This is a genomic window from Actinomadura opuntiae, from assembly GCF_030283205.1.
GTDB lineage: Bacteria > Actinomycetota > Actinomycetes > Streptosporangiales > Streptosporangiaceae > Spirillospora.
Map to the genome: position 1 here is coordinate 209773 of NZ_JASNWF010000002.1, position 23942 is coordinate 233714.

Consider the following 23942-nt stretch of genomic DNA (forward strand, 5'->3'; position numbering starts at 1 on the left):
GGCCTCCTCACCATGCCCCGCAGGGAGAAAGCCATGCACCACGACGAGAACGAGGAACACTGGAGCGACCACGCCATCTGCCGCGGCGCCGACCCCGACCTGTTCTTCCCGATCGGGTACGCCGCGCCGGTGCTCCAGGCCCAGATGGACGCGGCGAAGGCGATCTGCGCGAACTGCCCGGTGAAGGCGGAGTGCCTCGCCTGGGCGCTGCGGGTGGGCGAGCCGGACGGCATCTGGGGCGGGACGACCCCCGAGGAGCGGCGGTACCTGCGCCGGACGGCCGAGGCGCCCGCGCGGCGGCGGCTGCCGGTCATCGTGGTCCGCGGTGACGCCTCGGAGTCCGAGCACGCCTCCGCCGCCTAGGGCAGCAGGGCGACCTTGCCCACGACGCGCCGGTTGAGCAGGTCGTCCAGGACCTCGGGCGCGGACGCGAGGGGCTCCGTGCGCGGGGCCGCCGGGTCGAGCCGGCCGTCGGCGACCATGGCGAGCAGCTCGTCGAGGAGGGCGCGCTGCTCGGCCGGATGCGTCATGGACCAGGCTCCCCAGTCGACGCCCACGACGGTGCGGTTGCGCAGCAGGACCTGGTTGAGCGGGAGGGACGGGATGTCCCCGGACGCGAAGCCGATCACGGCGTAGCGGCCGCGTTCGCGCAGGGCGCGCAGCGCCGGGTCGGCGAGGGCGCCGCCGACCGGGTCGTAGACGAGGTCGACGCCGCCGTCCGACCAGGCGCGGGCCGCGCTCTTGACGTCGGTGGCGTCGACGGCGGATTCGGCCCCGGCGGCGAGGGCGGCGGCCCGCTTGTCCTCGGACGAGGCGACGGCCAGCACGCGGGCGCCGAGCGCGGTCGCCACCTGGACGGCCGCGAGGCCCACGCCGCCGCCGGCGCCGAGGACGAGCACCGTCTCGCCGGCGGCGAGAGCGGCGCGGTCGCGCAGCGCGAAGAGGGCGGTGCAGTAGCTCTGGGTGAAGGTCGCGGCTCGCGGGAAGTCCAGCTTGTCCGGGATGGGGACGGCGGCGCAGGCCGGGACGGCCACCTGCGACGCGAACCCGCCGAGGCCGCACATCGCCAGCACGCGCGTCCCGTCCGGGAGGGTGCCGGCGACCTCGCTGCCCGGGACGAACGGCAGCGGCGGCTTGATCTGGTACCGGCCCTGGACGAACAGGGCGTCCACGTAGTTGACGCCCGCCGCCTCGACGGTGACGAGCACCTGGCCGGGGCCGGGCTCGGGCGGGGTGGTGTCCTTGACGGCGACGGAGCCGAGCTCCGCGCAGATCGCAGCGCGCATCCGTCCACTATGCCGGAAACCGAATCACGTTCACCATTGGGCACCTTTGTGGCGATATGCGCGTTGAGCCCGGTGACGGCAGGTTCGATCGGTCATACGGTGGCGACATGAGCTACACCCCCGACAGGCGACGCTCCGACGGGCTCGCCAAGGCCGGCACGCGCGCGCTGTCGGCGGCGGTCCTGATCGGCTCGGTCACGGTGCTGATGTGGGTGCTGGAGGGCGTCGACGTCCTCGACAACGGCGCGCTGGACCAGTTCGGCATCCAGCCGCACGACGTCGACGACCTGCCCGACATCTTCACCGCGCCGTTCATGCACGCCGGGTTCCCGCACCTGATGGCCAACACGATCCCGTTCGTGGTGCTGGGGTTCATCGCGGCGGCGCGGGGGATCGCCAGGTTCCTGGTCGCGAGCCTGATCATCATCGTGGTCGGCGGGCTCGGCGTGTGGCTGTTCAGCTCGGCGAACACGCTCGGGTCCAGCATCCTGATCTTCGGGTTCTTCGGGTACCTGCTCGGGCGCGGGATCTTCGAGCGGCGGGCGCTGGACATCGTCATCGCGGTGTTGGTCGTCGCCGTCTACGGGACGATGCTGGTCGGCGTGGTCCCGAGCGACCCGGCGATCTCCTGGCAGGGGCACCTGTTCGGGCTGGTGGGCGGCGTGCTCGGCGCGTGGTTCCTGCGCCGCGGCCGCTCGGCGGGACGGGATGCGGCCAGCGCGGCCAGGCCGAGGGCGACGGGGATCCACACCACGACCGACAGGCGGTCGAACTCGTAGACCAGCGGGTGCATGGAGGCCACCAGCCCCCCGGTCAGCCCGGCGGCGACCAACGGCCAGGACGCGTCCCGGCCGACGCGCAAGAAGAGCCCGGCCGCCGCGAGCAGGAACGCCGCCGGGATCAGCGGGTGGTCGAGCAGCCGCGGGCCGATGTCGCCGGTCCACAGGATCCGCGCGGCGTCGGCGAGCCGGTGCCAGGGATCGGGCACGTCCGGTTGCCGGAAATGCCGGGTGAAGGTGTCCTGGAGGGTCTCGCCGACGCCGGGCAGGCGGAGCGCGGAGCTGATCCACAGGTTGCCCGCCACGACGGCCGCCGCGATGCCCGAGACGGCGACGAACGGCCGCCGCGACCGGGCGAACGGCAGCAGCACCACCGCTCCGGCGGCGAGGGCGGCGCCCAATGCGACCCCGTTGGCCGGCTTGATGACGCACAGCAACGCGAGGGAGCACGCCAGCAGCCCCGACGCCGCCGCCACCGCGCGCCCGCGCAGCAGTAGCACCGTCCCGGTCAGCGCGGCCAGCAGGCACAGCATCATCGGCGCCTCGGCCAGCATCCTGCTGCCCCACAGTCCCGTCGGCAGCAGGTAGAACAGGGCCTCCGCCAGCAGCGCCCGGAGGGGGCCGAACCCGATGGCCAGCGCGAGCACCAGGACCGCGACGCCGCACGCGACGCCCAGCGCGGCCGTCGCGGCGGCCAGCCCGGTCGCGCCCATCACCCGGACGAACGGCGCCGCGAGCAGCGGGTAGCCCGGACGCGAGGTGAAGATGCGCTGGAACCGGTCGGGCGCCTCGCGCGGCAGCCTCGTCCGGTAGCTCAGGCACTCGGCGTGGGTCAGCGGCGGGCGCGGATGGCCCCGCGCCATCGCACCGCAGGTGATCTTCGCGGCGGTGCGGTCGGCGTCCGCCTCCGAGCGGCCCGCGTACTTCAGGGCGTCGCGCGCGTACCAGAACGTGTCGGGCGTGGCGGTCGAGGCGGCGCCCGACCACCGCAGCAGCCACAGCCCCGACCCGAGCAGTCCCGCGATCGCCACGAGCGCCGCCGCCCGCGCCCAGCGCCGGTCGCGCGGGCGGGGCCGCGGCGGCGGCGCTTCCGGGCGGTCGGCGCCCTCGATGTCCTCGGCGCCCTCGATGTCCTCGGCGTCCTCGGCGTCCTCGGCGTCCGAATACCTCTGCGTCACGTCGCTCGCCTGCCCGCCTCGGAGGCGGACAAGCGGCTCATGCGCATCGATAACGAACAATTAGGACGAGCTATACGCGTCCGGTGGCGAGCCGCGCGGCGGTCACGGCGCTGTTGATCGAGATCTCCCCGCGCATCCCCGGCGCGGCGACCATGTCCCCGGCGAGGTAGACGCCGTCGCCGCGGTCGATCGCGGGACGGTCCTGCCAGGTGCGGCCCGGCAGGTCGAGCGCGCCCGTGCGGCCCTTCGCGGTGGCCGTCCGGTGGAAGGTGGCGCGCTCCTGCCAGCCGGGCAGGAGCGAGTCCGCGAACGAGCGGAGGCGCCGGTGCGCCTCCTCATGGGACTCGCCCTCCCGGACCGGCATCTGGAGCTGGTACAGCGATTCGCCCCGGGGCGCGGTCGAGTCGTCCTGCATGCTGTAGCTCTCGTGGAAACCGCCCTCGTCGAGGTCGAAGACGAGCGTCCGGTCGCCGCGCCGGGACCGGACGGCGACGTCGAGCAGGACGCAGTGCCCGCTGGTCCACGCGAGGCCGTCCTCGCCGAGCAGCCGGCCCGCCGAGGCCAGGTCGGTGGCGACGATGACCGGGCCGCCGCCGTCCGGCAGGGCGTCGACGCGGGAGCCGGTCTCGATCTTGACGCCGAGGTCGGCGGCGTGCGCGGCCATCCGGTCCAGGACCGTCTGCCAGCCGCCCCGCACCCAGCGGATCGCGGGCACGTGCGGGCCGAGCACCCGCTGGAACAGGTCCCAGACGAACGCGGCCGACAGGCGCCCGGTGTCGGCGTCGTAGGTGACGACGCTGATGGCGTTGGCCATGTGCCGCGCGGTCGCGGCGCCCCAGCGGCGCGACGCCCAGGTGTGGAAGTCCTCGTCCACGGGGGCCTTGAGCCGGAAGCGGGCCTGGGCGCGCAGCATCGCCACCGGCGGCATCAGGCGCAGGCGCCCGCCGGCGCGGAACCGCGCACCGGCGAGGGCGGCGGGGGAGGGCCAGCCCAGGCCCTTGACGAAGCCGCGCGTGGCCAGCCACCGGTAGTGCGGGCCGTCGGCATAGAACACGTGCGCCCCGTCGTGGGCCACGTACGGCGGGGGCGTGGCCCGGCCACGCCCGCCGAGGGTGCGGTGCGCCTCGTACAGCTGGACGGACGCGCCGGCTTCGGCGCAGGCGATGGCCGCGGTGAGCCCGGCGAGGCCGCCGCCGATGACGGTGATCGTCGAGGTGGTGGTCGTCATGCCGTCAAGGACGCAGCACCGGTCCGTCCTGTGACATGAAGCCCGCGAGCTTCTCCGGATTCACCACCAGGTAGCACGCGTTGACCAGCCCGTCCGCGGCCTGCACCTGGAAGTGGACGAACGGGCGGCCGTCGGCCGTCACCTGCAGGGCGGGCCCGCCGTTCGCCGTGACCATCCGGTAGTCGATGTGCGCGGTCGGCGCGACGCCGGCCGAGTCGGTGAACGACCGCCGCAGCCGCATGATCGACAGCACGAACCGCGCCACCTGCTCGCGGCCCGTGACGACCCGCCGCGGCGCCACCGCGTTGCCGCCGCTGTCGGCGATCAGCCGGACGTCCGGGGCCAGCAGGTCCATCAGCCCCTCCAGACCGCCGGTCAGGCAGGCGGCGAAGAACCGGTCGGTCACCTCGCGCCACACCACCGGGTCGACCTCGAAGCGCGGGCGGCGCTCGCGCACATGGCCGCGCGCCCGCGCCGCGAGCTGCCGCACGGCCGGTTCGCTCTTCTCCAGGGCCGCGCCGATCTCGGCGTAGGAGAACGCGAAGACCTCCCGCAGGACGAACACCGCCCGCTCCAGCGGCGACAGGCTCTCCATCACCACCAGCAGCGCCATCGACAGCGACTCCAGCCGGACGACCCGGTCGGCGGCGTCGCCGGCGTCGTCGGCGGTCAGCGACGGCTCGGGCAGCCACTCGCCCACATACGTCTCGCGACGGGTCCGCAGGCGCCGGAGGCGGTCGAGGGCGAGCCGGGTCGTGACCGTGACGAGGAACGCCTCCGGATTGTCCACCTGAGCGGCGTCGGCCTTCGACCAGCGCAGCCACGCCTCCTGGACGACGTCCTCGGCGTCGGCGACGCTGCCCAGCACCCGGTAGGCGACCCCCATCAGCAGGTCGCGATGGGCCAGGAAGGCGTCCTCACCGGCGGTCATCGGCGAAGGCTAGTTCGGGCGGACGGTCACGTCGGACACGACCGCGTCGCGCGGCGTCTCCAGCGCGGCGACCAGGACGCGGGCCACCGTGCCGGGCGCGGCGAAGTCGTCCTCGGCGTAGGGATGGCCCTCCTGGGCGCGCACCTTGCGCTGCATCTCCGTGGCCGTCCGTCCCGGGTAGACGGTGGTGACGCGCAGCGACGGCTCCTCCGCGCGCAGCGAGTCGGCGAGGGCGCGCAGCCCGAACTTGCTGGCCGCGTACGCCGACCATTCCGGGTTGGCGCGCAGCCCGGCGGTCGAGTTGACGAACACGACGTGGCCCTCGGCGGCGCGCAGCGCGGGCAGCAGCAGCCGGGTCACCTCGGCGGCCGACACCAGGTTCACCGACAGGTGGTCCATCCACTCGTCCGCCTCCAGCTCGGCGACCGGCGACAGGTGGACGACCCCGGCCGCGTGGACGACGCCGTCCAGCCGGTCGGGCAGCTCGGCGCCGGCGAGCACCGCCTCGATCCGGCGCGGCTCGGTGAGGTCCAGCCGGACCGTGGTGATGGACGCGCCCCGCGCGGCCGCCGGCGGCGGGCCGGGCGCGATCGCGATGGACTGGGTGGCGGCGTGCGCGGCACCGGTGCGCAGCTTGCCGGCCAGCGCGTCCAGCCGGTCGGAGGAGCGGCCGGTGAGGATCAGGTCGTGGCCGCGCTCGCGCAGCAGCTCCGCGACCGCGGTGCCGATGCCGCCGGTCGCCCCCGTGATCAGATACGTGCCCATGGGGCCCCATTCTCCTCGATCTCCCCACCCGGATGGGCGCGGGGCGGCGGATCAGTTCGGCCGCAGGACGCGGGTCACGCCGGCGATGAGCGCGGTGGCGAGCACCCAGCCGGTCGCGATCAGCGCGTAGGCGACCCACCGGGACCAGTTCTGCGGGTCGAACGCCTGCTGCTGCCCGAACGTGTCGATGGGGATCAGCAGGTCGAGGGCGTAGACGAGCGCGTGGAAGTGCGGCTGCTCGGCCGGCTGCTTGATGCCCTTCGGGGGGTCGACGGAGAACACCGCGGTGCCGATGGCGAGCAGGACCGCGAACCACGCGAACGCCAGCCACGGCCGGTAGCCGTAGCCGACCGTCCAGTCCAGGACGTGGTTCCACGCGCGGCTGACCGGGTTCACCTTGCGGCGGCGGGCGCGCAGCTTCGCGAGCTGCACCTTGCGGGCCAGGTCGTCGTGGCCGATGCCGTGGTACCAGGCGGCGAGCTGCTCGTAGGGCTGGAGGTGGAACTCGGGGTCGCGCGACACCCAGCTCAGCCGGTCCTTGAACTCGCCGCCGCGCAGCGTCTGGTAGGTGGTGCCGTTGAGGAACAGCTCGTCCGGCCAGATCGCCGGATGGTCCATGATCAGGTCGATCTTCGAGTACGACAGCGACACCCGGCCCTTGATCTTCTCCGCGGGCCACAGCAGCAGCTCGTCGCAGACCATGTGGCTGGCGTGCAGCGCCATCCGCGCCGGGTCGCCGGAGTCGAGCAGGCCCTTGGAGAACGACAGGATGCCGTTGAAGCGGGCGCTGCGCAGCCGGACCGTCCCGATCGCGTGGAAGCCGTGGCTGAACTCGCAGGTGTTGTCGACCACCATGTTCTGCCCGTCCAGCGCGATCCGCCCCGGGTTGGACAGCACGGTGCCCTCCATGAACAGCCCGCCGCTCATCTTCGCGCCGACGAACCGGACCCCGCCGGTGATGTCCGCCTCCCGGATGAACGCCCCGACCTCGACGACGAGCCCGCCGCTGAACAGCGCCCACTTGTCCGGCGCGGACGCGGTGATCCGCGTCCCGTTCATCCGGAACCCGCCGAGCAGCTGCGCGCGCGGCAGCCGCACCTCGCCCTCGATCTGCGAGCCGGACAGGCTGAGGTAGCCGTCGGCCTGGAGCCCGCCGCCGTCGAAGCCCGGCATCCGGCAGTCGCCGAACCGCAGCTGGCGGGTGCGGGCGTTGGAGAACCGCGGCTCCTCGACCAGCCGGCACCGCTCCAGCCGCAGCTCGTGCTCGACGGTGCCGCCCGACACGTCCAGCCGCCCGGTTACGTACGCGCCGCGCAGCCGGACGGCGGCGACGTGGCCGGTGCGGGTCTCGGCCGCGCCGAGCAGCAGCCGGCTGATGATCTCGGCGCGGACGATCCGGTCGGGCAGCGGCCCGGCGGGGCGGTCGTCGCCGAGGACGACGCGCTCGCCGGTCGGGAACGCGGCCCACAGCCGGCGTTCGGCGGCGCTGAGGCCGGGGGGTTCGCTGGGGCCGCGGGGTCGGGACACGGGAACCCTTTCTATGGGGAGACCCCCTCCGCGATCAACACCGCGGCGGGGGTCCGCGTCGTTCCCCCAGGTCAGGCTCTAGAAGAAGCCCCGGCGGCGGCCGGCCTCCCGCAGGAAGCCGTCCAGCTCGCGCTCCCAGTCGGTGCGGCCGACGGTCGCGTAGTCGACGGTGAACCGGCTGAACGCGTCGTGGCCCTCGGTGAAGACGCCGCCGCGCTTGTCCAGCTCCAGCACGACCTCCATCGACTGCGGGTACGACACGAACGTCACTTCGAGCTGCTTGATGCCGTGCCCGTACTGGTGCGGCGGGTGGAACTCGATCTCCTGGTAGAACGGCAGCTCCTGGTGGACGCCCCAGATGCGGCCCTTCTCGCAGTCGGCGTTGCGGAAGTGGAAGCCGAGGTTGGAGAACGCGGCCAGGATGCGCTCCTGCGCCGGCAGCGGGTGCACCGCGATCGGGTCGAGGTCGCCCGGGTCGAGCGCGCCGGCGACCTCCAGCTCGGTGGCGATGCCGACGGTCGTGCCGTGCAGCTGGTGCCCGTACATGTGGGTGAGCGGCGCCTCCCACGGGATCGGGAACTGGAACGGGACGCTGTGCCGCATCCCCTCCTCCAGCTTGAAGCCGCCCGCGACCGGCATCTTGGAGTACTCCATGTTGGTGTCGTACTCGCTGTCGCTCGTCTCGACCTCGACCCGGGTGCGCAGCGCCAGGTTCACGGCCTTGATGTCGGAGTTGTACTGGCCGCCGATGATGACGACCTCCCCGGTGACGACGCCGCCCGGAGTGGTGTTCGGGTCGTGCAGGGTCGTCTCGATCGACGGGCCGCCGATGCCCATCGCCTGCCGCAGCTTCTTGAAGACCAAGGTCAGACCTCCTGTATCCCGAGCACCCCCGGTGCTCCCGTCGTCCGATAGACGCAACTACGGGAGCCTACGTTCCATTAGGGCAGGTAGTCCGGCGAATGGGCAGGCCGTCAGTGGCCCCCACCGGCCAGATTCAGGCCGATGACGCCGACGACGATGCAGAGCAGCGCGCCGATCTTCACCGCGGACACCTGGTCGCCCATCAGCACCATCCCGAGCGTCGCGGTGCCGACGGCGCCGATCCCGACCCAGACGGCGTACGCGGTGCCGACGTCCAGCGACCGCAGCGCGGCGCTGAGCAGGCCGAAACTGGTCACCGCGAACGCGAGGAACCCGGCGGACGGCAGCCATTCGGAGAAGTTCTTGCTGGCCTTCAGGCACAGCGCCATCGCGACCTCGAACAGGCCCGCGAGGATGACGAGGATCCACGCCATGGTGACTCCCGGATGCGTGAGACGGCACGGTCACGCGTCGTCTTCGCCCACCGGGTACGGCGCACCTCGTCCGGGAGGACCCGCATGCGGGGCCCTCATCCGCGACAACGGCGGTCCGGGGCGGGGTGTTCCCGCCGGTGGCCCATCTCACCGGCGGGAACATCGGGGCCCCAAGGCCGGCCTCAGGAGCGGCCCAGGGCGCGGTACTCCCAGCCGGCGGCGCGCCACTTGTCGGCGTCCAGCGCGTGCCGGCCGTCCACGATCCGCTTGTCCTTGACGACCTGCGCGAGCGCGTCCGGGTCGATCTCCTTGAACTCCGACCACTCGGTCAGCAGCACCACGACCTCGGCGTCCCGCGCCACGTCGATCGCGCTGTCGCCGTAGCGCAGCTCGGGGAAGGCGCGCCGCGCGTTGTCCAGCGCGGCCGGGTCGAACACCCGCACGTGACCGCCGAGCCCGTGCATGGTGCGCGCCACGTCGAGCGCGGGCGCGTCGCGGATGTCGTCGGAGTTCGGCTTGAACGCCGCGCCCCACGCCGCGATCCGCTTGCCGGAGATGCCGCCGAGCATCTCCCGGACGAGGTCGACGGTGCGGGCGCGCCGCCGCCGGTTGATGTCGTCGACCTCGCGCAGGAACGACACCGCCTGCCCGACGCCGAGCTCCTCGGCGCGGTGCGCGAACGCCCGGATGTCCTTCGGCAGGCAGCCGCCGCCGAAGCCGAGGCCCGGCTTGAGGAACTTGCCGCCGATCCGGTCGTCCAGCGCGAGCGAGTCGGCGAGGTGCTTGATGTCGGCGCCGACCGCCTCGCAGACCTCCGCCATCGCGTTGATGTAGGAGATCTTCGTGGCGAGGAAGGAGTTCGCGGCGACCTTCACCAGCTCGGCGGTGGCGAGGTCGGTGCGCACCACCGGGGTGCCCTGCTGCTCGAGGATCGGCTTGAACGCGGCGCGCAGCCGCTCCTCGGCCCACTCCGATTCGACGCCGAACACCAGCCGGTCCGGGCGCATCGTGTCGTCGACGGCGAAGCCCTCGCGCAGGAACTCGGGGTTCCAGGCCAGCTCGACCTCCTCGCCGGCGGGCGCGAGCTCGTGGATGAGGTCGGTGAGGCGCCTGGCGGTGCCGACCGGCACCGTCGACTTGCCGACGACGAGGGCGCGCCGGGTCAGCGTCGGCGCGAGCGCCCGTACCGCCGCGTCGACGTAGGTGAGGTCGGCGGCGTCCGAGCCCGGCTGCTGCGGCGTGCCCACGCACAGGAAGTGCACGTCGCCGAACTCGCCGGCCTCCTGGAAGGACGTGGTGAAGCGCAGCCGGCCGGACTCCAGCGCCTTGCTCAGCAGCTCCGGCAGGCCCGGCTCGAAGAACGGCACCTCACCGGAGGCGAGTTTGTCGACCTTCCGCTGGTCGACGTCCACGCCGAGGACCTCGAAGCCCAGCACGGCCATGCAGATCGCGTGCGTGGCGCCGAGGTAACCGGTGCCGATGACGGTGAGCCGCGGGGACTCCGTCGGGTTCATTCCACTTCTCCTTGTTCACTGCTGACGGAAGAGACGACTCCCGTGGCTCTAGGAGCACTTGCCCTTGTTGGTGAGTTCGCCGCCGCTGACCCTGTTGTCGCAGGCGACCGTGTTGCCGTCCGAGCCGAGGAAGATCCCGACGCCCTTGGCCCCGCCGAGGTCGATGACGTTGCGGCGGAAGACGTTGCCGGTTCCCCAGCCCTTGTACTCCTCGTGGGTCTGGAACCCGTCCTTGACGGTCCCGGTCCCGCGGTTGCCCTCGATGACGTAGCCGTTGCCCTTGGCGTCGACCCACGAGTCGTTCACGCCGCCCCCGGACAGCTGCGAGCCGTCGAAGACGTTCCCGACGAGCCGCCCGCCGGAGGTGCCCTCCTTGATGTCCACCGCCTCGGCGGTGGCGGTGATCCGGTTCCCGGCGACGAGGTTGGCGTCGCTGGTGTCCGGCTTGCCCTGGGTGAGCTGGCCCCAGTTGTTGTGCGACGAGCCCAGGTACACGCCCTCGCCGAAGCGCGGGTTGTGGCGGCCCGTGCGGGTGATGGTGTTGTACTGCACCGCGTTGCCGGTGCTGAAGTCGCGCAGGTGGATCGCCTCGTCGCCCACGTCGTGGACGTTCAGCCCCTGCACGACCGTCCCGCTGGTGCCGTCGAGCATGACGCCCTTCTGGCTGCGCGTGACGGTGAAGCCGATCAGCCGCCAGTGGGCGGCGTTCTCCAGGTGGAAGCCGTAGCCCTTGGAGACGTCGCCGCCGTCCAGCACCGACTGCGGCGTCCCGCACACGAAGATCGGCTTGGCCTGGGTGCCGGACTTCTGGCTGGAGTACTGGCCCGCGTACCGGCCGGGCGCGAGCCGGATGACGTCGCCCGGCGCCGCCGTGTTCAGCTTCTCCTGCAACTGGACGGCACCGTGCACGGTCGCCGTCGCCTGCGGGCACGCGACCCGCCGGTACGAGGACGGCAGCGGCATCGCCGGCGCCGGCTGCCCGATCCCCGCGCCCGTCCCGGTGCCGGATCCGGACCCCGCTCCGGCGCCCGCCCCGGCCCCCGCGCCCGTGCCGGCGCCGGTCCCCGCGCCGGCGGGCGCGGGCCGCCCGGTGCCGGGGAACGGGTCGTCGCCGGCGGTGTTCTCCGACTTGCCGCCGCCCTGGGTGGCCAGCACGACCACCGCGCTCGTCGCGACGGCCCCCACGACCAGCACTCCCGCGAACTTCACATCGATCTTCACCGGTCACCCCCGTCCCCGTTCACGCGCCCCCGCGCGTCAGGAGCACTTGCCCTTCTTGGTGAGCTGGCCGCCGTCGACCTTGTTGTTGCAGGCGATCGTGTTGCCGCCGACGGTGTCGTTGATCCCGACGCCCTTGCCGCCGCCGAGGTTGATCGTGTTGTTGCGGAAGGTGTTGCCGGTGCCCCAGCCCTTGATGATCTGGTGGACCTGGAAGCCGTCCGCGGGGGTGCCGGTGCCCTTGTTGCCCTCGATCAGGTAGCCGTTCCCCTTGACGTCCACCCACGAGTCGTTGTGCTTGTCGCCGCCGGTCTTCGACCCGTCGAACACGTTGTTGAGGATCTTGCCGCCCTTCGTGCCCTCCTTGATGTCGATCGCCTCGGCGGTCGCCCGGATCACGTTGCCGCGCACCACGTTGTTGTCGCTGTTGTCGATCTTGCCGCCGGAGACCGACTTGAAGTTGGACTGCGCGGTGCCGAGGTACACGCCCTCGCCGAACTTCTCGCGCCGCAGCCCGGTGTTGAAGATCTTGTTGTACTGGATCGTGTTGCCGGTGGAGAAGGCCCGCACGTGGATGGCCTCGTCGCCGATGTCGTGCACGGTCAGGCCCTGGATGATCGACCCGTTGGTGGTGTCGCCGACGACGCCCTTCTGGCTGTTCTGGATCGTGAAGCCGACCAGCCGCCAGTAGTTCGCCTTGTCCAGGTGGAAGCCGTAGCCCTTCTTCACGCCGCCGCCGTCGATGATCGACCCCTGCTCCCCGCACAGGAAGATCGGCTGCTGCTGCGTGCCGGACGCCGTCGCGACGAACTTGCCGCCGTACTTGCCGGGGTTCATCTTGATGACGTCGCCGGCCTGCGCGCCCTTCAGCGCCTGCTGGAGGGAGTTCGCGTCGCCGACGGTCTTGGTCGGCTTCGGGCAGTCCACCTTCCCGGCGCCGTCCGGGACGGGCAGCGTCAGCGGCGCGCCGGCCTGCGCGCCGCCGCCGGACCCGCCGTCCCCGTCGCCGGAGTCGCCCTGGTCGCCGCCCTGGTCGCCGCCGCCCTGCGGGACGGGGCTGATCTTGCCGTCGGAGGAGGTCTTCTTCGAGTCGCCGTCCCCGCCGCCCGTGGTGAAGATCAGCACCACCCCCGCCGCGACCAGCGCGCCGACCAGCAGGCCGATGATGAACTTGACATCGATCTTGATCGTCATTGCCGAACTACTCCTTGGAAGACCGCTCTGGTGCGTCGTGCCGCCGGGGGCACCGGGCTACCGCCCGGCGCGCGCACCGACCCGCCGACCGTCCTCGGAGGGGACGGTATCGGCGCGGCGGAGCAGCCGCACGGGCCGTTCCTCGAGCTTGTCCTGCGCCGAGTACGGGTGGGCGCCGAGGCTGCCGATGCGCAGCCGGGTGCCCCGGGACCGGAACATCGAGATGGCCACCAGCAGGAACACGCCGCCCCAGATGACGTTCAGCGGCTTGAAGATCCGCTTGAGCCAGGTCGTGAAGCCCGCGGTCTTGTGCCATCCCTTGATGTTGTTGTTCGCGTTCTGGTACTTGCCGGTCGCCCGGTCGAGGTCCATGACGCTCGTCCCGGCGCCGCTCAGCGTGTTGCCGGTGATGACGGTGCCGGTGACGTTGCCGCGCAACGTCATCCCGTGCCGGTGCGCCGACTGCACCGTGTTGCCGTTGAAGGTGCCGTTGGCGTCCCGGAGGTACAGCGCCGTCTCGCCGCCGCTGACCACGTTGCCGGACACCGTCGCGGCCGCCATGCCGTCGCGCACGACGATGCCCTGCCGGGCGAAGCCCTTGATCTGGTTCCCGGCGATCTGGATCCGGGTGCCCTTCTCGCGCGCCACGATCCCCATGTCGCCGCCGGTGATCTGGCTGTTCTGCACGGCGACGCCGGTGCCGCCGAGCAGTTCGACCCCGTACCGCCGGTTGTTCCTGGCGGTGCTGCTGCTCACCAGGTTGTTGCCGAAGCTGGTGATCGCCTCGCCGGACGCCGACGGGCCCTCGGCGAGCGGCTCGCCGTTCAGCGTGAACCCGTTGCCGCCGTTGCGGTTGGACGCGCAGTTGGTGACCCGGACGCCCTCGGTCCCGCGCGACAGCACGAAGCCGTCCCCGCGGCTGGCGGTGACCGTGGTGTTCTCGATCGTGGCGTTCTTGGCGAACCGGTGCAGCAGCACCCCGTCCACCAGGCTGTCGCGGATGTCGGTGTTGGTGATCTGCACCTGGTTCGACGCGGTGACGAACACCCCGTAGGCGTCGCCGTCCACGCTGGAGTGGTCGATCGTCCCGCTGACCAGGCTCGCCGTCGGCACCTCGAACGTGCCGCCCTTGCCCGCGCCGCCCGCCGGGGTGACCTGCACCCGCTGCCGGTCGCCCTGCGTCGCCTCGCGCTTGCCGTCGGGCAGCACCACCGCGTGCGGCGGGCCGCCCTGCGACAGCTCGGCGGCGGAGTCGGGGCGGTCCGAGCCGGTCAGCGCGACGCCGCCGGTCCGGCCGCTCCAGAACCCGAGGTCGGACACCTGCGTGTACTTCATCTCGAAGGTGCCGCCGATCGCGCGGATGTAGGCGCGGCCGTCGGCGACCTGCGTGTCGGGCTTGTTGGTGTCGTCGTTCCAGCTGGTGAACCGCACCGGGTTCTGCGCCGACCCGTTGAACCGGACGGTGCCGCCCGCGCTGACAATCGAGGCGAACGAGCCGGGCACGCTGCGCATCCGGATCGTCAGCGGCCCCGTCGAGCTCTGCAGGATCAGCTTGCCGCCCGCCGCGACCATGATGTTGACGCTGAGCAGGTAGGAGCCGTCGCTCTGCTTCTGGAAGTCCTGCCCGGCCAGCTTCTGCAGCTCGGAGACGTAGTAGGGCTCGCGGCGCTGCGGGAGCATCAGCGTGCGGCCGTTGGCGGAGGCCAGCACCCGCGGGATGCGGGCCGCGGCCGCGGCCGCGCCGCCGCCCGCCAGGTCGGACTCCTGCTTGGCGCGGATCTGCATGACCCGCAGGTCCTCCTGGTCGACCAGCGTCGACTGCTGCCGCGCCGCGCTCGTCGACACGTCGTTGACGGCCGGCAGCCCGCCGTCGTTCTGGGCGTGGACGCGCCAGGCGTAGGTGCCGCCGCCCGCGAGGCCGAGCACGAGCAGCGTCGTGACGACCTTGCCGGCACCGCCCTTGCGCTTCGCCGGTGCGGCGCCGTGCCGCGGCCCGGACGGCCCGGACGGCTCGGCCGGAGCCGGGGCGGGACCCGGATTCGGAGTCTGGTTCGGATGCGGCCCGCTCATGTCAGACCCCCTTCCGTTGCGGCTGCTGGACGCCGCCGCGCGGCGTCGGATGCGGCGGCGTCGCCGGCGGCGGCACCGGGCGCGGGCCGGTCGTCTGCGACGAGTGCGGCGCGACCGGCTGCGGCCCGTGCTGCGGCACCGAGGGGCGGCGCACGTTCCCGGGCACCGTCGGCGACGCCGACGGCCCGCCGGGCGGCGGCGCCACGTGCCGGCCGGCGACCGGCTGCCCCGGCACCGGCGCGCCGAGCGGGGTCCCGCCGAGGCCCGCGCCGGCGCCCGCCATCGCGGGCGCGCCCGGCATCGGGCCGGGCATCGGCCCGGGGCGCGCCGGCATCGGCCGCGGCTGCGGCTGCGCCGAGCGGCGCGGCAGGCTCCACACCTGCCGCTTCTCCAGCGGCTGCTGGAGCGTGTACGGGTGCAACCCGAGCCGGCCGATGCGCTGCCGGTCGTTGCGGGCCCGGATCATCGAGAAGATGACGACCGCGAACACGCACGTCCAGATGACGTTCAGCGGCGTCAGGTACCGCTGGATCTTCATCCACAGCGACGCGGTGTCGTGCCAGCCGTCGTCGTTGTTGTCCTCCTTGGTCACCTTCCCGTGTGAGCGGGACGTGCTGACCGCGCTGGTGCCCGAGCCGCTGAGGGTGTTGTCGCGGATCTCCGAGCCGCCCGCCGCGCCGACCAGCGAGATGCCGTGCGCGGTCGAGCCCTTGATGGTGTTGCCGAGCAGGGTCGCCGAGGAGCCGCGCATGTAGATGCCGGTGCGGGCGCCGTCGACGGTGTTGCCCGCCAGGTTCGCGTCCTTCACCCCGTCGCGCAGCGAGATCCCCTGACGGACCTGCCCGGTCAGCTGGTTGCCGGAGATCTGCACGTTGGTCGCGGCGTCCCGCACGACGATGCCCATGTCGCCGCCGATGACCTTGCTGTTCTGCACCGACAGCTTGTCGCCGCCGAGCAGCTCGATGCCGTAGTGGCCGTTGTTCTTGGCGAGGCTGTTGTTGATGGAGCTGTCGCCGAAGCTCTCCAGCGACTCGCCGGACGCCGAGGGGCCGTCGGCGAGCGCCCTGCCGTTCAGGGTGAAGCCGTCGTGGCCGTTCTTCTCCGCGGTGCAGTTGGTGACGCGGATCTTCTCGGTGGCCCGCGACAGCACGAACCCGTCGCCCCGGCTGCCCCGCACCGTCGTGTTGGCGATCGTGGCGTTCTTGGCGAACCGGTGCATGACCAGCCCGTTCACCAGGCTGTTCAGGATCGCGTTGCCGCTGATCTGCGTCTGGTTGGAGCCCGACACGAACAGCCCGAACGCGTCCCCGGTGATCGTGGAGTTGCTGATCGAGCCGGTGACCAGGTCGGCCGCCGGGACGTGCGTCGCGGTGCCGCCCGGCTTCTCGGTCTCGATGTCGCCGGGACCGCCGCCGGTGTTGCCGCCGTTCTGCTGCTGCTCCTGCCGCTTCTTCTTGGCGGCGTGCCGCTGCTCCTTGTTCAGGTGCTTGGTGGCGCTGGACGGGCGGTCGGTGCCGGTCAGCGCGATGCCGCCGGTCCGGCCGCTCCAGAACCCGAGGTCGCCGACCTTGGTGTAGTCCATCTTGAACTCGCCGCCGACCGCCCGGATGTAGGCGCGGCCGTCGGCGACCTGCCGGTCCGGGGCGTTCAGGCGCGGGTTCCAGCTGGTGATCTGCACCGGGTTGCGCTGGGTGCCCTTGATCTGGATGGTGCCGCCGAAGCTGACGATGGAGCTGAACGCCCCGGGCAGGCTGCCCATCCGCAGCACCAGCGGGCCCGTCCCGCTGGCCAGCAGCAGCTTCGCCCCGTCGGCCACGAACACGTGGATGCCGAGCAGGTACGAGCCGTCCCCCTGGCGCCGGAAGTACTGACCGCCGTACTTGGCGAGGTCGGCGACGGTGTAGGGGCGGCCGTTGCCCGTCGCCGGCAGGACGAGCGTCTTGCCCTGCGCGGAGCCGAAGACCTGCGGACGCTTCCACTGCGCGGTCGCGGCCCCGCCGATCTGCAGGATCGCCGCGAGCACGGACCGCGTCTGCATGATCCGCTGGTCCTCCTGGTCGACCAGCGCGGCCTGCCGGTCGGCGTCGGCGGCGGGGTCGGCGTGCGCGCGCGGCGCGGGCGTCCCGGGCAGCAGCCCGAGCGGGACGAGCCCCAGGGCCGCGGCCGCCGCGGCCAGCGCGGTACGCCGCCCGGCCGCGCTCGGCGGGCGGAGGGTGCGTCGCCTCACCTCAGCCCACTCCCTGGAGCGAGCTCGCGCTCTGCCCGGCGCCGCCGACCTGGTCGGAGGTGCGGGTCAGCCAGCCCTGCTTGTTCATCGTGACGAACGCGTACAGCTTGATCGGCAGCGAGATGCCGATGACCACCAGCACGGTCAGCGGCAGCAGCAGGATCTCGCCGGGGTGCCGCTTGAGGTGCGACCAGCCGCGGACGCCGCGGCCGAGCAGCACCCAGCCGAGCGCGAGCGTGATGCCGACCGGGTTGAGGTTGTCGGCGATCCGGCTGAAGATCAGGTAGCCGAGGGTGACCGCCATCGTGACCGGGGTCAGCAGGATCTGCAGCACGGTGACCTTGGTGACGAACGGCGTCTTCCACAGCCAGCCCTTCCACAGGGCGGTGAGGTAGCAGCGGTAGGAGTTGCGGCTCCACCGGATGCGCTGCTTGAAGAAGGCCCGGAAGGAGTCGGGGAACATCGAGATCGCGCGCGCCGACGACTGGTGCACGGTCTTGTAGCCCTGCGACAGGGTGAGCCAGGTGAGCCGGCCGTCGTCGCCGGCGATGCAGCGGCGGCCGAGGAAGAACTCGTTCTCCAGGTTCTCCACCACCGGCAGGATCACCGAGCGGCGGTAGGCGGCGGTGCGGCCGGACAGGCAGGCGACGCCGCCCTTGGAGCCCATCGCCGGGACGTAGTCGTAGTAGCGCAGGTTGACCAGCCAGTCGGCGACGCGGCGCCAGACGCTGGTGGTGCGCTGGTAGACGTTCTGCTGGGTGCCGACGCCGCCTACCTGCGGGTCCTCGAACGGCATCTGCACCGCGTCGAGCAGGCCGGGCTGCCACCACGTGTCGGAGTCGGCGAACACGATGACCTCGCCGCGGGCGGCGCGGATGCCGACGCCGAGCGCGGAGCGCTTGCCGGAGTGCTCGTAGACGAGCACGTGCAGCCGCGGGTCGGTGACCTGGGCGAGGCGCCGGTGCCCCTCGGTGTCGCCGACGTCGATCACGATGATGACCTCGCTGGGGTTCTGGGCGAGCCAGCTCTCCAGGCAGCGGACGAGGATCTCGGGGTCCTCGCGGTAGGAGGGGACCACGACCGAGACGGTCGTCCGGAAGTTGTTGACCACCGGCTTGTCCATGCGCGACAGGATCACCCGGTAGAGCCACAGCCCCCAGACGAGCAGCCCGGCGAAGCCCAGCGGAACGAACTTCCGCCAGTCGCCCCCGGCCGTCGCCCCCGCGACCGAACTCCAGGCGTCACTCAGCCACCCCGTGACAGACGACAAAACAGGTCCTCTCTCTCCCGTGGCATCGGGAGCCTCTGCCGGCTCTTGCGACCCCGTGCCACCTCAAGTAAGAGTGAGCAGACCAGCAAATGGTTCATCTTTGCCAGATGCGGCCACAGATGTCGGTTTGGCGGTGGCCTTTATCGGTTTGCCGGGAATGTCGTCAAGGGGCGGCCGGGAATCGTTCGCCAACCGATGTGGCGGCAACGTCCCGGACGCGCGGCCGTCGCGCTTCGGAAACACCCAACCGAGAGTTATCTGTCGTGTATAGGGCTAAAAGTCTGAAAGATGGCTGTTTGTCCGGTTTTCTCTACGCACCAGTAACCACCGTGTGATTCGCATCACGTTTAGTGCGCGACGGTGGCATTCCTGTGGCCTGGGTCCCGCGAACGGGCCGCTTTCGGGGTGGTCGGCACTGGTTACCAGCGGGTAGCATGAGGTCGAGTTACTGACCAGTAGACGTGTGCGGGGCCGTCCTGGCGCCGCCGGACCAGACGGAGTCTCGAATGGGGCACTACAAGAGCAACCTCCGGGACCTGGAGTTCAACCTCTTCGAGGTGTTCAAGCGCCAGGACCTCCTCGGCAGCGGGCCGTACGCCGACCTGGACGAGGACACGGTGCGCAGCATCCTCGACGAGGTGAACCGGCTCGCCGAGGGCCCGCTGGCCGCCAGCTTCGAGGACGCGGACCGCAACCCCCCCAGGTTCGACCCCGCCACCGGCTCCGTCGCGATGCCGGAGAGCTTCAAGAAGTCGTTCAAGGCGTGGATGGACGCCGAGTGGTACCGCCTCGACCTCGCCCCCGAGTTCGGCGGCAGCGGCGCTCCCCGCTCGCTGACCTGGGCCGTCGCCGAGCAGGTGCTGGGCGCCAACCCGGCCGTCTACATGTTCGCCTCGGGCCCCGGCTTCGCCCAGATCCTCTGGCACATCGGCACGCCCGAGCAGAAGAAGTTCGCCGAACTCGCGCTCGAGCGGCAGTGGGGCGCCACCATGGTGCTGACCGAGCCGGACGCCGGCTCCGACGTCGGCGCCGGCCGCACCAAGGCCGTCCAGCAGCCCGACGGCACCTGGCACATCGAGGGCGTCAAGCGCTTCATCACCTCGGCCGAGCACGACATGGCCGAGAACATCTTCCACCTGGTGCTCGCCCGCCCCGAGGGCGCCGGCCCCGGCACCAAGGGCCTGTCGATGTTCCTCGTCCCCAAGTACCTGGTGGACGTGGAGACCGGTGAGCTCGGCGAGCGCAACGGCGCCTACGTCACCAACGTCGAGAAGAAGATGGGCCTCAAGGTCTCCACGACCTGCGAGCTCACCCTCGGCGAGAAGCACCCCGCCGTCGGCTACCTCGTCGGCGACGTCCACCAGGGCATCAAGCAGATGTTCCTGGTCATCGAGTACGCCCGGATGATGGTCGGCACCAAGGCCATCGCCACCCTGTCGACCGGCTACCTGAACGCGCTGGAGTACGCCAAGGAGCGCGTCCAGGGCGCCGACATGACGCAGATGGCCGACAAGACGGCCCCGCGCGTCACGATCACCCACCACCCCGACGTCCGCCGCAGCCTGATGACCCAGAAGGCCTACGCCGAGGGCATGCGGGCGCTGGTGCTGCTCACCGCGTCCTACCAGGACGCCGTGCAGGTCGCCGAGCACGAGGGCCGCCGGGACGAGCAGGCCGAGAAGATCAACGACCTGCTGCTGCCGATCGTCAAGGGCTTCGGCTCCGAGCGGGCGTACGCGCTGCTCGGCGCCGAGTCGCTGCAGACCTTCGGCGGCTCGGGCTTCCTGCAGGAGTACCCGGTCGAGCAGTACATCCGCGACTCCAAGATCGACACCCTGTACGAGGGCACCACCGCGATCCAGGGCCAGGACCTGTTCTTCCGCAAGATCCTGCGGGACAACGGCGAGGCGCTGAAGGTGCTCGCCGGCGAGATCAGGGCGTTCGCCGAGTCCGAGGCGGGCAACGGCCGGCTGAAGAACGAGCGGGCGCTGCTCGGCCGGGCCCTCGACGACGTGCAGGGCATGCTCGACCCGATGATCGGGTGGGCGCTCGGCTCGATGGAGAACCCGAAGGAGCTGTACAAGGTCGGGCTCAACACCTCCCGGCTGCTGCTGGCCCTCGGCGACCTGATCGTCGCGTGGCTGCTGTGCCGGCAGGCCGAGGTCGCCCTCACCGCCCTCGGCGGCGGCGACGTCTCCGCCTCCGACAAGGACTTCTACACCGGCAAGGTCGCCGCCGCGCAGTTCTTCTGCCAGACCGTGCTGCCGCGCCTGGCGTCCGACCGCGCCGTCACCGAGGCCACCACCCTGGACGTGATGGAGCTGCCCGAAGAGGCGTTCTGACACCCGACGAAGCCGGCCCCCGCCACCTGCTGTGGCGGGGGCCGCTGCCGTTCCGGGGCCCCGGTCACTACTCTGGGCGCGTCCCTCCGCCTTCCCCCCACCGAACCGGAGAAGCCGATGCCGGCAGGCCGACAGCGTCTTTCCCTGAGCGTTCCCCTGGCCGCATCCCTCGCCGGGATGCTCGTCGCCGCCGGCTGCTCGGACTCCGGCAAGGCGGCCGAGAGCGACCCGCCGACCGCCAAGGCGGGCGGCTCCACCACGCCCGCGGCGACCGCCACGGCGGCGGCCGGGTTCACCAAGGAGGGCTGGTTCGGCGGCCCGGACGGCCTGCACGCCCGGCTGCAGATCACCGGCGTCGAGCGGCAGGGCGCCAAGTCCGTCCTGAAGTACAGCCTCACCTCGCTCGACCAGGCGCCGAAGTCGGTCCCGGTCGAGATCGCCCTGCTCGACCCCGTCGCCGGGAAGCTGTACAAGCCGACCGCGACCACCAGCGCCGCGCAGCTCGCGCCGAACGCCGCCCGGCAGATGCAGGCCGAGTACCCGGCCATCCCGCAGACCGTCCAGAAGCTCACCGCGATCACCCCAGGCACCGCGGGCGAGTACACCGGCATCCCCGTGACGGGAACGGGAGACGCGCCCGCGGCGGGCGCGTCCGGCGGGAACCCGGTCGAGCTGTACGACATCACCGAGGGCGAGATCAAGGACGTCACGTCCAGCGGCACCGACGTCACGATGAACCTGCGCACCGACGTGCTGTTCGCGTTCAACTCCGCCAAGCTCTCCGGCCGCGCCAAGTCCGTCCTGGACGAGGCCGCGCAGGAGATCAAGGCCAAGGCCGACCCGGACAAGCGGCCGCTGACCTTCGACGGCCACACCGACAGCAAGGGCGGCGACGCCTACAACCTCAAGCTGTCCCGCCAGCGCGCCGATGCCGTCATGAACGAGCTGAAGAAGCGGCTCGGCAACGCGTTCAAGTACTCCGCGCACGGCAAGGGCGAGTCCGAGCCGGTCGCGAAGGAGGGCGGCAAGGACGACGCGCAGGCCCGCGCCCGCAACCGCCGCGTCGAGATCTCCTACGTCGTCCGGCAGCAGACCGCCGGCACCACCGGCTCGTCCACCGCCGCCGCGGACGGACGCGGCGGCACCGTCGCGCCCGCCGCCTTCCACGGCCAGGACGGCACCACCGTCGCCAGCCGCTACGGCCGCTTCGGCGCCGACAAGCGCCGCCTCGACGTCAAGCCCTTCTACCGGGACGGCGCCTACCTCGTCTGCGTCTTCACCATCACCGACGAGGGCCCCGGAACCACCCCGCCCAACGCGAACTACGCGCACAAGGACTACCCGGGCGGCGCGTTCACCTCGTTCTCCGTCCTCGCGCAGGGCGGCAAGGACGTCTACCGGGCCGTCCGCGTCGGCCCCGGCGACCCCGGCAAGCCCGCCGTCTACGTCGACCCGGGCCGCGCCACCTTCCTCACCGCCGTGAACCAGCCGCAGCGCGGCTTCGTCTACGTCCCGGCCCCGCCCGGCAACATCACCTCGGTCGTCTTCGACGGCGGCCCCTTCGGCAAGGTCCTCAACGTCCCCGTCCAGTAACCCCGCTCGGCTCGTGAGCATGACGAGGGCGCGCGCCGGGGTTGGCGCGCGCCCTGGTGGTCGGCGGGGTCAGGGCTGGGTGGGGAGGGTCTTGCAGGTGGACGGGCTGGGCTTGCCGTTGAGGCGGGCGGTCAGCCAGGTGACGGCGTCGCCCTGGTCGAGGAGGAGCGGGGCGAAGTGGTTCAGGAGGGTCTTGTCGCCGAGGTTCGGCAGGTCGACGGGGACGTAGCTGACGTTGCCGCCCTTGCGGCACCAGTCGACGGCGAGCCGGCGGGCCTGGGCGTGGGGGACGATGTCGTCCCTGACCCCGGTCGTCAGCCGGACGGGGCCGGTGGGCTTGAGGGTGCCGATGCGCTGCTTGTCCAGGACGGCCTGCGCCTCCGGGATGGTGGGGATGATGTCGCCGATGGGCTTGCCGTTGACGCTCCACTTGGTGCTCGAGGTGAAGCCGTACTTGAAGAGCACGTCGCCCACGCACATGGTCGACATGTCCTTGAGCGCGGCCTTGCCCGCCGCGTTGAGGTTGGCGTCGACGAGGCGGCGCAGCGCGGGGTCGGACTGGGCGAAACCGTTGATCGACCAGCCGAGCGCGCCGACGAGCGCGCTGCCGTCGATGCCCTTCATGACGGCGGTCAGGTCGGCGGGCGGCGCGCCGGCGTAGGTGCCGACCACGGGGACGTCGGGCGCGTAGGTCCGCTGGAGTTCGGCCGCCGCGGCGCTGGCGCCGCCGCCCTGGCTGTAGCCGTACAGCCCGACCTTCGACTTCGCCGTGATGGACGCCCCCGGGACGGCGTGCGCGGCGCGGGCGGCGTCCAGCAGGGCGTGTCCCTCGTCGAGGCGGTTGACGTAGGTGTGGAGCCGGTCGGTGGCGCCGAGACCGACGTAGTCGGTGACGACCACCGCCGCGCCGGTGGCCAGCACCTGGTAGATCGCCAGGTCCTCGTAGGCCACGGACATGGTGTCGCCGGTGAGCGTCAGCGGGTTCTGCAGGGCGAACGAGGGGGCGCACTGGTCGCCCTGGCCCATCGTCCCGGAGGCCAGCGCGACGAGCGGCCGGGGCCCGGTGCCCTTCCAGGCCGCGGAGGGCTCGATGTAGGCGCCCGTCACCGCGACGGGCTTGCCGTTGGAGTCGGTGGACTTGTACATCAGGCGCGTCGCCTTGCCGGGCAGCGGGCGGCCGTCCAGGCCCGGCAGGCTCAGCCCGAGCGGCAGCGGCCCGGTCCGGACGAGGGCGCCGTTGGCCGGGGGCAGCGTGGCGGGCGGGTTGTAGAAGACCGGGATCGTCACTCCCCGGGACACCACGGGCTCCGCGCCCGGAGTGGCCGCCAGGCCCGGTCCGGCCTGGACGGTCGACGCCAGGACGCCGGCCGCCGACACGGCCAGCGTCCTGCGCACCAGGGATCCGGTTCTCCTCATGCTCGCTCCAGGTAGGGCTGATAAGAACGCACTTACTCTGCCACCTGTTGACACCCGGTCCTATAAGCGGGGCGAGCATTCGGAGCGCTCCAATCCACCTCCGGAT

The 23942-nt window shown here is 72.0% G+C and carries 18 protein-coding genes and 1 riboswitch; of the genes, 4 read left to right on the forward strand and 14 right to left on the reverse strand.

Going from position 1 to position 23942, the window contains the following annotated elements:
• Positions 1-33 precede the first annotated feature (33 nt).
• Complete coding sequence (locus tag QP089_RS04465) at positions 34-363, forward strand: WhiB family transcriptional regulator (protein ID WP_285909972.1); 330 nt, start codon at positions 34-36, stop codon at positions 361-363.
• Here the strand turns inward: QP089_RS04465 and QP089_RS04470 are convergent.
• The gene (locus QP089_RS04470) at positions 360-1286 is read right to left on the reverse strand and encodes an NADPH:quinone oxidoreductase family protein (RefSeq protein WP_285909973.1); all 927 of its coding nucleotides are present in this window, start codon (positions 1284-1286) and stop codon (positions 360-362) included. The two genes, QP089_RS04465 and QP089_RS04470, sit on opposite strands and share 4 nt — an antisense overlap.
• 107 nt (positions 1287-1393) lie before the next feature.
• Between QP089_RS04470 and QP089_RS04475 the strand changes: the two genes are divergently transcribed.
• Positions 1394-2065 carry a rhomboid family intramembrane serine protease gene (locus QP089_RS04475; protein WP_285909974.1) on the forward strand — a complete coding sequence of 224 codons (672 nt, stop codon included), beginning with the start codon at positions 1394-1396 and terminating at the stop codon, positions 2063-2065.
• Between the two features lie 1248 nt (positions 2066-3313).
• On the opposite strand, the gene QP089_RS04480 is transcribed toward QP089_RS04475, so the two are convergent.
• From QP089_RS04480 to QP089_RS04535, 12 genes are all read right to left on the reverse strand, one after another.
• The gene (locus QP089_RS04480) at positions 3314-4471 is read right to left on the reverse strand and encodes an FAD-dependent oxidoreductase (protein WP_285909975.1); all 1158 of its coding nucleotides are present in this window, start codon (positions 4469-4471) and stop codon (positions 3314-3316) included.
• Between the two features lie 4 nt (positions 4472-4475).
• Positions 4476-5402 (reverse strand): RNA polymerase sigma factor SigJ, encoded by a 927-nt coding sequence (gene sigJ, locus QP089_RS04485; protein WP_285909976.1) that lies wholly within the window; start codon positions 5400-5402, stop codon positions 4476-4478.
• A 9-nt stretch (positions 5403-5411) separates the two neighbouring features.
• Positions 5412-6167: an SDR family oxidoreductase gene (locus QP089_RS04490; protein WP_285909977.1), complete on the reverse strand. Its 756-nt coding sequence runs from the start codon at positions 6165-6167 to the stop codon at positions 5412-5414.
• Positions 6168-6218: 51 nt separating this feature from the next.
• Positions 6219-7694, reverse strand: coding sequence for a hypothetical protein (locus QP089_RS04495; protein WP_285909978.1), 1476 nt, complete (start codon positions 7692-7694; stop codon positions 6219-6221).
• Between the two features lie 78 nt (positions 7695-7772).
• Positions 7773-8558, reverse strand: a complete 786-nt coding sequence (locus QP089_RS04500) for a sporulation protein (protein WP_285909979.1) — start codon at positions 8556-8558, stop codon at positions 7773-7775.
• 110 nt (positions 8559-8668) lie between these two features.
• The gene (locus QP089_RS04505) at positions 8669-8992 is read right to left on the reverse strand and encodes a DMT family transporter (protein WP_285909981.1); all 324 of its coding nucleotides are present in this window, start codon (positions 8990-8992) and stop codon (positions 8669-8671) included.
• A gap of 31 nt (positions 8993-9023) precedes the next feature.
• Positions 9024-9091, reverse strand: a riboswitch (guanidine-III (ykkC-III) riboswitch).
• An 83-nt stretch (positions 9092-9174) separates the two neighbouring features.
• Entirely contained in the window at positions 9175-10506 is a 1332-nt protein-coding gene (locus QP089_RS04510; RefSeq protein ID WP_285909982.1) for a UDP-glucose dehydrogenase family protein, read from the reverse strand.
• 48 nt (positions 10507-10554) lie between these two features.
• Positions 10555-11727, reverse strand: coding sequence for a NosD domain-containing protein (locus tag QP089_RS04515; protein ID WP_285909984.1), 1173 nt, complete (start codon positions 11725-11727; stop codon positions 10555-10557).
• A 36-nt stretch (positions 11728-11763) separates the two neighbouring features.
• A complete protein-coding gene (locus tag QP089_RS04520) occupies positions 11764-12918 on the reverse strand; it encodes a right-handed parallel beta-helix repeat-containing protein (protein WP_285909985.1) in 1155 nt (384 codons plus the stop codon).
• A 57-nt stretch (positions 12919-12975) separates the two neighbouring features.
• Positions 12976-14988: a right-handed parallel beta-helix repeat-containing protein gene (locus QP089_RS04525; RefSeq protein ID WP_285909986.1), complete on the reverse strand. Its 2013-nt coding sequence runs from the start codon at positions 14986-14988 to the stop codon at positions 12976-12978.
• Position 14989: 1 nt separating this feature from the next.
• Complete coding sequence (locus QP089_RS04530) at positions 14990-17215, reverse strand: right-handed parallel beta-helix repeat-containing protein (protein ID WP_285909987.1); 2226 nt, start codon at positions 17213-17215, stop codon at positions 14990-14992.
• Position 17216: 1 nt separating this feature from the next.
• On the reverse strand, positions 17217-18485 hold the full coding sequence (locus QP089_RS04535; protein WP_285909988.1) for a glycosyltransferase family 2 protein: 1269 nt from the start codon (positions 18483-18485) through the stop codon (positions 17217-17219).
• A 506-nt stretch (positions 18486-18991) separates the two neighbouring features.
• Between QP089_RS04535 and QP089_RS04540 the strand changes: the two genes are divergently transcribed.
• Positions 18992-20827, forward strand: coding sequence for an acyl-CoA dehydrogenase (locus QP089_RS04540; RefSeq protein ID WP_285909989.1), 1836 nt, complete (start codon positions 18992-18994; stop codon positions 20825-20827).
• Between the two features lie 117 nt (positions 20828-20944).
• A complete protein-coding gene (locus QP089_RS04545) occupies positions 20945-22420 on the forward strand; it encodes an OmpA family protein (RefSeq protein ID WP_285909991.1) in 1476 nt (491 codons plus the stop codon).
• 69 nt (positions 22421-22489) lie between these two features.
• On the opposite strand, the gene QP089_RS04550 is transcribed toward QP089_RS04545, so the two are convergent.
• Positions 22490-23836 carry a lipase family protein gene (locus tag QP089_RS04550; protein WP_285909992.1) on the reverse strand — a complete coding sequence of 449 codons (1347 nt, stop codon included), beginning with the start codon at positions 23834-23836 and terminating at the stop codon, positions 22490-22492.
• Positions 23837-23942: the final 106 nt, after the last annotated feature.